The 8,802-nt window shown below is 71.4% G+C and carries 6 protein-coding genes; 5 read left to right on the top strand and 1 reads right to left on the bottom strand.

Translation table 11 applies throughout. The features are described from left to right. The 4 genes from AOK22_RS37205 to htpG all read left to right on the top strand — a co-directional run. The coding region (locus tag AOK22_RS37205) for an FtsX-like permease family protein (protein WP_055703078.1) at positions 1–2,358 on the top strand (2,358 nt) is incomplete at its 5' end. A 110-nt stretch (positions 2,359–2,468) separates the two neighbouring features. Then, a complete protein-coding gene (locus AOK22_RS37210) occupies positions 2,469–3,767 on the top strand; it encodes a sensor histidine kinase (protein WP_208606502.1) in 1,299 nt (432 codons plus the stop codon). Beyond that, positions 3,731–4,375 (top strand): response regulator, encoded by a 645-nt coding sequence (locus AOK22_RS37215; RefSeq protein WP_055703079.1) that lies wholly within the window; start codon positions 3,731–3,733, stop codon positions 4,373–4,375. Before AOK22_RS37210 ends, AOK22_RS37215 begins: the two co-directional genes overlap by 37 nt. A gap of 154 nt (positions 4,376–4,529) precedes the next feature. Continuing rightward, positions 4,530–6,446, top strand: a complete 1,917-nt coding sequence (gene htpG / locus AOK22_RS37220; RefSeq protein ID WP_055703080.1) for a molecular chaperone HtpG — start codon at positions 4,530–4,532, stop codon at positions 6,444–6,446. Between the two features lie 124 nt (positions 6,447–6,570). Here htpG and AOK22_RS37225 read toward each other — a convergent pair whose 3' ends face one another. Beyond that, positions 6,571–7,632: an LPXTG cell wall anchor domain-containing protein gene (locus tag AOK22_RS37225; RefSeq protein ID WP_055703081.1), complete on the bottom strand. Its 1,062-nt coding sequence runs from the start codon at positions 7,630–7,632 to the stop codon at positions 6,571–6,573. Positions 7,633–7,913: 281 nt separating this feature from the next. On the opposite strand from AOK22_RS37225, the gene AOK22_RS37230 reads away from it, so the two are divergent. Further along, positions 7,914–8,802: LLM class flavin-dependent oxidoreductase (locus AOK22_RS37230; RefSeq protein ID WP_244165265.1), on the top strand; the 889-nt coding region annotated here is incomplete at its 3' end.

The raw sequence follows: 8,802 nt of genomic DNA on the forward strand, positions 1-8,802 counted from the left end.
GCCACGGTCGTCGTCACCGGCCAGCAGTCCTACGACGGCGCTGCCCTGACGGAGCGTCACCACATCGACCAGGGCCTCGTGACGAAGGTCGCCGCCGTCGACGGCGTACGCAAGGCCGTCGGTGACGTGTCCTTCCCCGCCGCGGTCCTGAAGGACGGCAAGCCCGTCACCGGTGAGTCCGCGTCCTACGGCCACGGCTGGTCCGGCGCCCAGCTCACCCCCTACACTCTCGCCGCCGGTGAGGCCCCCGCCGCCGGCGGCGAGATCGTCCTCGACCAGAGCCTGGCCGACCGCCTCGGCGCGAAGCCGGGCGCCGAGGTCGAGGTCGCCGTCCGCGGCACCACCGAGAAGGTCCGTGTCAGCGGCATCGCCGCCCAGAGCGGCGACCACAACCCCGACGCGGCCGTCTTCTTCACCGACGAGAAGGCCCGCACGCTGGCCGGCGCCGGCGGCCGGATCGACAACATCGGCGTCATCGCCGACCCCGGCACCGACACGGCCGCCCTCACCGACGCGGTGAAGTCCGCGGTCGGCGACCGCGCCGAGGTCCTCGCCGGCGCGCAGCGGGGCCTGGCCGAACTGCCCGGCACCCTCTCCAGCCAGCGCACCATCGTCATCCTCGCGGCCATCTTCGGCAGCTCCGTCGTCCTCATCGTGATGTTCGGCGTCGCCTCCACCCTCGGCCTCTCGCTCCAGCAGCGGGCCCGGGAGATGGCGCTGCTCCGCGCGGTCGGCGCCACCTCCCAGCAACTGCGCCGCATGATCCTGTGCGAGACCGCCGTCCTGTCGGTCGCCTCGGTGGCCCTGGCGCTCGCCCCCGGATACGCCGTCGGCAAGCTGCTGTTCGGCGTCCTGAGCGACAGCGGCGTGGTGTCCGACGCGATCGTCTACCGCGCGGGCTGGCTCCCCATGGCCGTCGGCGCGGTCACCACCGTCGTCGCCGCGGCCCTCGCCACCCGCTTCGCGGGCCGCCGCGCCGCCCGCACCGAACCGGTCGCGGCGCTCGCCGAATCCACCGCGGGCACCAACTGGTTCAGCGTGCCGAGGCTGCTGCTCGCCCTGTTCTTCATCGCCAACGGCATCGGTCTCGCCGTGGCCACCGCCACGGTCATGGAGGACGGCCCGACCCTCGCCAGCACCGCGGGACCCGCCTCCGTGCTCTTCTGCATCGGGCTCGCGCTCCTCGCCCCGGGCATCACCAAGGCCATGGTCGCGCTGCTGCGCCTGCCGGTGCGCGCCCTGTCCGGTCTGCCCGGCGCCCTCGCGCTGCGCAACGCCACGACCTCCAACGTCCGCATGGCGGGCGCCATCGCGCCGATCGTCCTGCTCATCGGCATCGCGACCGGCACCCTCTACATGCAGTCCACCGAGGACGACGTCTCCGCACGCTCGTACACCGCCAACATCCTCGCCGACTACGTCCTGGACTCCACCACCGGCGGCTTCGCCCCGGACGTCGTCGACACCGTCCGCACCACCTCCGGCGTGGCCGGCGCCTCCGAACTCGTCACCAGCCGCGGCTTCGTGGACGCCCCCGACGGCCGCGCCGACCTCGACCTGCGCGGCGTGAGCGCCGACGGCGTCGCCAAGACCCTCGACCTGCGCGTCACCGAGGGCAGGCTCGCGGGCCTCACGGGCGACACCGTGGCCCTGTCGGAGAAGAAGGCCGACGAGTTCGGCGTGAAGGTCGGCGACCGGCTGCCCATGCACCTCGGCGACGGGTTCCGCACCAGGCCCACCGTCGTCGCGCTCTTCGAGGACAACCCCAAGCAGCAGTACCTGGTCCTGCCCGCACGCACCCTCGCCCCGCACACCACCGACGGCCTGCCGCACCAGATCCTCGTGACGGCCGCGTCCGGCGCCGAGGGCCTGCACGCCCGCCTCGCCGACGTGGCGGGTGCCGTGCCCGGCACCGAACTCGACGACAGCTCCTCGCTGGCCGGACGGAACAACCAGATCCAGCAGATCCTCGTCTCCGCGAACTACACGATCGTCGCGATGATCGTGGGCTACGCGGCCATCACCGTCGTCAACACCCTGGTGGCGGTGACCCGCAAGCGGCGCGCGGAGTTCGGACTGCAGCGGCTGACCGGCGCGACCCGCGCCCAGGTGCTCGGCATGCTCGGTGTCGAGGGCGCCCTGATCGCCGTCATCGCCACCGTCCTCGGCACGGCGGCCTCGGCGACGACCATCGTCCCGTACAGCCTCGTGAAGAACGACTCGATCCTGCCCTCCGGTTCGATCGGCATCTACCTCGCCATCGTCGGCGGATCCCTGCTGCTGGTCTTCGGCGCCACCCTGCTGCCCTCGTGGCGCGGGATGCGCGAGCCGGCGGTGGACACCGTGAAGGCCGCCTGAGCCTTCCCCCAGCTGGGCGGTCCCTGCCATCCCCCGGGCAGGGGCTGCCCTTTCATGTCCCGTACACCACAGCTTTTCCTGTACACCGCACGCGATGGGAGCATGACGGCATGACAACCGTGCCCGTCCCGTGGCGCGCCCTGGCCCGCCGCGCAGTGTCCGACACGGCGGTCGGCGTGCTGATCGCCGTCGGGGCGATGGCGTCCCTCGCGCTGTTCCTCACGACGACGTACTTCGTGATCCTCTGCCTCATCGGGATCGGGTTCGTCGCCCTGCCCTACCTCACGCGGGCGACCCGCCGGCTGACCGGCCTGACCCGCACCGCCGCCGCCCGCTCCGGAGTGCCCTTCGAGGCGCCCTACCAGCCGGCGCCGCAGGAGGTCGAGAAGGACATCGTCGGCTGGATGCGCCGCTGCAAGTGGATCCTCACCGACCCCGCCACCTGGCGCGACCTGCTGTGGCTGTTCCTGAACACCGCCGTAGGGCTCCTCGGATTCCTGCCGGCCGGGGTCCTCTACTACGCGGGCGAGGGCCTCGTCCTCGCGTGCGGGCTGTGGCGGCCCCTCGCGGCGGACGGCGACGGCCGCATGTACGCCCTGGTCACCGTCGACTCCTGGCCCGCCGCGCTGGCGGCCGCGGCGATCGCGGTGGGCCTGCTCGGCGTCTGGCTGTTCACCGGGCCCGTGGTGCTCAAGGGGTACGCGTACTTCTGCCGGTTCCTGATCGGCCCCACCGAACGCACCCGCCTGGCCTCGCGGGTGCGCCACCTGGCCGAGACCCGCTCCGGCGCCCTGGACACCCAGGCCGCCGAACTGCGCCGCATCGAACGGGACCTGCACGACGGCGCGCAGGCCCGGCTGGTGGGCCTCGGCCTCAAACTCGGCGCCGTGGACCGGAAGATGGGCCACGACATCGACGAGGCCCGGCGCCTGCTGCGCGAGGCCCGCGCCTCCTCCGTGCTCGCCCTGACCGAACTGCGCGACCTGGTCCGCGGCATCCACCCGCCGGTCCTCGCCGAGCGCGGCCTCGCCGACGCTGTACGGGCCCTCGGCATCGCCAGCCCGCTGCCCGTCACGGTCGACGCGGACCTGCCCGCGGACCTGCCCCCGCCCGTCGAGTCCGCCGTCTACTTCTCCGTGTCGGAGCTGCTCACCAACGCGCTCAAGCACGCCGAAGCGGAACACGTCGAGATCACCGCGCGTTACACGGACGGCGTGCTGTACGCGCAGGTCATCGACGACGGCAAGGGGGGTGCCGACGGCGCGGCCGGGACCGGACTGGAGGGAATCCGCCGCCGCCTGGCAACCTTTGACGGGACGTTGGAGATCAACAGTCCCTCCGGCGGACCCACCGTGACGAAAATGGAGATACCGTGCGCGTTGTCCTCGCGGAAGACCTCTTCCTCCTGAGGCAGGGGCTCATCCAGCTTCTGGAGGATTACGACTTCGAAGTGGCCGCGGCCGTCGACAACGGCGAGGACCTCGCCGCCGCCATCACCGAACATCAGCCCGACATCGCGGTGGTGGACGTACGGTTACCCCCGACGTTCACCACCGAAGGCCTCCAGGCGGCCCTCAAGGCCCGCCGTGAGCGTCCTGGCCTGCCCATTCTCGTCCTGTCCCAGCACGTGGAGCAGATGTACGCCCGCGAGCTCCTCGCGGACGGCACCGGCGGCATCGGCTACCTCCTCAAGGACAGCGTCTTCGACGACGAGCAGTTCATCGGCGCCGTGCGCCGCGTCGCCGACGGCGGGACCGCCATGGATCCCGCGGTCGTCGCCCAGCTCATGACCAGCCACTCCCGCGACGAACCCCTCGCCAGCCTCACCGCCCGCGAGCGCACCGTCCTGGAGCTGATGGCCGAGGGCTGCTCCAACACGGCCATCGCACAGCGCCTCTGCGTCAGCGAGGGCGCCGCCGCCAAGCACATCTCCAACATCTTCGTGAAGCTGATGCTCCCGCCGTCCAGCGACAGCAACCGGCGCGTGCTCGCGGTCCTCGCCTATCTGAACGCCTGACGGACACCGGGAGCCACTCGCACCGGTGACGGTCCGGCGGTCGGCGCGAGCCCTTGCCGGGAACGCTTGTGTGGGCCATTCCCGATGTGCCAGATTTCGGTGGCATGCGCTTGCGCACGCCGTTTGACCAGAAGGTTTGACCAGAAGGGGAGCAATGAGCACCGAGACGCTGGAGTTTCAGGCCGAGGCACGGCAACTCCTGCAGTTGATGGTCCACTCGATCTACTCGAACAAGGACATCTTCCTGCGTGAACTGATCTCCAATGCCTCCGACGCGCTGGACAAGCGGCGTCTGGCCGGGCTGCAGGACGACAGCCTCCGGGCCGACGACCTCCACATCGCCGTCGAGGCCGACGGCGAGGCCCGCACGCTGACCGTGCGGGACAACGGCATCGGCATGTCGCGCGAGGACGTGGTGGGCCTCATCGGCACCATCGCCCGGTCCGGCACCGCCGAGACGCTGCGCCGCCTGAAGGAGAACAAGGAGGCGGCCGAGCTGATCGGCCAGTTCGGCGTCGGCTTCTACTCCGTCTTCATGGTCGCCGACAAGGTCACCCTGCTCACGCGCAAGGCCGGCGAGGAGACCGGCGTGCGCTGGGAGTCCGACGGCGGCGGCACCTACACGATCGAGACGGTCGAGGACGCGCCGGAGGGCACCTCGGTCACCGTCCACCTGCGCCCCGCCGACGAGGAGGACGCGCTCTTCGACTACGCCGACGACCGGAAGATCCGGGAGATCGTCAAGCGCTACTCGGACTTCATCTCGTTCCCCATCCGCCTGGGCGACGAGACGCTCAACTCGATGAAGGCGCTCTGGGCGCGCCCGCGTTCGGACGTCAAGGACGAGGAGTACCGCGAGTTCTACCGGCACATCAGCCACGACTGGTCGGACCCGCTCGACGTCATCCAGATGCGGGCGGAGGGCACCTTCGAGTACGAGGCGCTGCTCTTCCTGCCCGCGCGTGCCCCGCACGACCTGTTCCAGCGCGACGCCCGGCACGGCATCCAGCTGTACGTGAAGCGCGTGTTCATCATGGACGACAGCCGTGAACTGCTGCCCGACTACCTCCGGTTCGTCAAGGGCGTCGTGGACGCGGCCGACCTGTCGCTGAACATCTCCCGCGAGATCCTCCAGCAGGACCGGCACATCCAGCTGATCCGCCGCCGCCTCGCCAAGAAGGTCCTGTCGACCATCAAGGACCTGATGAAGAACGACGCGGACAAGTACCGCACGTTCTGGCGGGAGTTCGGCGCCGCCGTCAAGGAGGGGCTGCTCGGCGGGCCCGAGGACCAGAAGGCGATCCTCGACATCGCGTCGTTCGCCTCCACCGCGGGCGACGAGCCCACGACCCTGGCCGACTACGTCTCCCGCATGAAGGAGGGCCAGGACAAGATCTACTTCATGACCGGCGAGAGCCGCGCGCAGGTCGAGAACTCCCCGCACCTGGAGGCCTTCAAGGCCAAGGAGTACGAGGTCCTGCTGCTCACCGACCCGGTGGACGAGATCTGGGTGGAGGCGGTGCCGGAGCACGACGGCAAGGGGTTCCAGTCCATCGCGCGCGGCGCGGTCGACCTGCCCTCCCAGGAGGAGCCGTCGCAGGAGGAGTCCGGTGCGTACGCGCCGCTGCTGAGCTGGCTCACCGAGACGCTCGACGACGTGAAGGACGTGCGTCTGACGACCCGTCTGACCAGTTCGCCCGCGTGCCTCGTCAGTGACGCCGAGGGCCTCACGCCGACGTTGGAGAAGATGTACAAGGCGATGGGCCAGAACGTCCCGTCGGTCCAGCGCATCCTCGAACTGAACCCGCAGCACCCGCTGGTCAGCGGCCTGAAGGCGGCGCACGAGCGGTACGCCGCGACCACGGAACCGGACGCGACCGCGACCGCGGATGCGACCGAGGATGCCGACGCGAAGACGGCGTCGGACGCGGCCCCGGACTCGCGGGCGGCGGCCCTGACCGAGACCGCCGAGCTCCTGTACGGCACCGCCCTGCTCGCCGAGGGCGGCGACCTGTCCGACCCGGCCCGCTTCGCCAAGCTCCTCGCGGACCGCCTCGCCCGGACGGTCTGACCCGCGCACCGCGCTTCGCGACGTCACGGCGCCTGGCGGCGTCACGGCGGCATGAGGAAGGCCCCACCGGCGGACCGGTGGGGCCTTCCTCATGCGCCGGTGTGTGCCGGGCGCGGTGCCGGTCCTACTCGCCGGACGCCGCCTTGCGGCGCCGTACGACGAAGACGGCCGCCGCGCCCGCGGCGATCGCCGCGCCGCCGGCCACGGCCATGGTGGGCAGCGCGCTCGACGAGCCGGTCTCGGCCAGGCCGCCGTCCGCGGCGGGCTCGGCGCGACCGCCCTGCGGCCGGTGGTCGCCCTTGCCGCTCTTCTCCCGCTCCTTGGTCAGCTCGGCCCGGTCCGCCTTGTCGCCCGGTCTGCCCTTGGCGTCCTCGACCTTGCCGGGCTCGCTGCCGGCCGCCAGGACGGTGAAGTCGAACCGGCTGATCTCGTCGAAGCCGCACTGGCCGTCCTCGCCGTACGAGTGACCCGTGGTGAAGAAGTAGCCCGAGCCCGCCGTGGCGTCCGCGGCGATCCTGATCCGCATCCTGGCGTCCTGGTGCTCACCCGGCGCGAGGACGCCCAGCGTCGCGAAGTCCTGGTTGTCGTCCCACTCGGCGCCCTCGCCCTCGACGGGCTGCCAGGCTTCGGTGCCGGGGTCGAACCACTCCAGGGTGACCCCGAGGTCGGCCACGTCGTCGAGCTCCGGGTCGGCGGTGCCCAGGTAGACCGTGAGGTCGGTCTCCATCACCTTGACCTCGGAGACGTTGGTGACCCGATAGGTGAACGCGTGCCATCCCGAACCGGCGACGATCCTGCTCGGCAGGTCGCGCAGCTCCGTCTTGCCCCGCTCCTCGTCCGGAATGCCGGAGCAGAAGGTCGGGCGGGTGTACGAAGGGGACGGCGTCGGCCCGGCCTTGTCCGCCGACGGAGCGGTGGCGTCCTTCGGCCCGCTCCTCCCGCCCTGCCCCGCCTGCTCCCGCTCGCCCGCCGCGTCGCCCGTCGCCCGGGCCGGGGTGCCGGCCTCGTCGGCGTCCCCGCTGCCGGCGGACGGCTCGGCCGACGGCTCCGCGGTGGCCGACGCGGACGGCGCGCCGCTGTCCGCGGGGGCGTCGCCCGTCGCGTACGCGGCAGGGGAGGCGAGGAGCGAGGCGGAGCCGACGGCGGTGAGGGCGGCGGCGGCCGCCAGGGCGCGGTTGACCTTCATGGATGCCTTTTCTGTGCGATCAAGGGGGGGGCACATGCATGACCTGCCGGTCCGCCGACAGGTTGTGCAGCGCATGAATCCGGCCATGTGACCTCGCTCACGGAGTGCGCGAGGCCGCCCGCGCGAGACGCCCGGAGCGTTCGCGGAACCTCACGCGAGTTCATGACCGGAACCGTGCGAGCTCATGAGCGATACCTCTTGCGAGTTCACGATATGACGACTAGTCATATGGCGAATCGAAACAAGGACCATGCCGCAACGGCACACCTCCTGGAGGGCACGTGAAGTTCTCCGTCATCTTCGAAGCACAGCTCGCCGACCCGACCGTCGAGCGTGAGCACCAAGTGATCCGCGACAGCGTCGAGCAGGCCGTGTTCGCCGAGCGGATGGGGTTCGACCGCGTCTGGGCGGTCGAACACCACTCCCTCAAGTGGTACGCGCACATGAGCGCGCCGGAGATCTTCCTGACCTGGGTCGCCGCGCGCACCAGCACCATCCGGATCGGGCACGGCGTGGTCTGCATGCCGTTCCGCTTCAACCATCCGGCGCGGGTGGCCGAGCGCGCCGCGATGCTCGACCTGCTCTCCGGCGGCCGCCTCGACCTCGGCGCGGGCCGGGGCGGCACGACGCAGGAGACGTCGCTGTGCGGGGTCGACAAGGAACGTACGACCCAGGAGGTCGAGGAGGCGCTCCAGATCATCGGCAAGGCCTGGGAGAAGGAGGAGCTGGAGCACCACGGCGCGCTCCTCGACATCGACCCGCACCCGATCCTGCCGCGCCCGCACCAGACCCCGCACCCGCCGCTCTTCCTCGCGTGCAGCAGGACCGAGACGCTGGCCCAGGCCGCCGAACTGGGCATCGGCGCCCTGGTGATGGGCTTCGCGGGGCCCGAGTCGATCGCCGACATGCGCCGGGCGTACGACGACGCCATCGCGGCCCGCACCGACGCCCGCTTCGTGTCGAGCGTCGTCAACGACCACTTCTCCGTGCTCTGCCCGACGATCGTGCTCGACGACCGGGAGAGGGCGCGGCGCGTCGGCATCCGGGGGCAGCGGTTCTTCGCGCAGTCCATCGGGCACTGGTACGGCGGCGCCGGCATCCCCGACGAGGCGGTCGTCGAGGGCAGCGACGAGGCCGCCGAGATGCGCAGGGCCGCCGAGCAGGTCGTCG

This window comes from Streptomyces silaceus (genome assembly GCF_001419745.1).
Classification (GTDB): Bacteria; Actinomycetota; Actinomycetes; order Streptomycetales; family Streptomycetaceae; genus Streptomyces; species Streptomyces silaceus.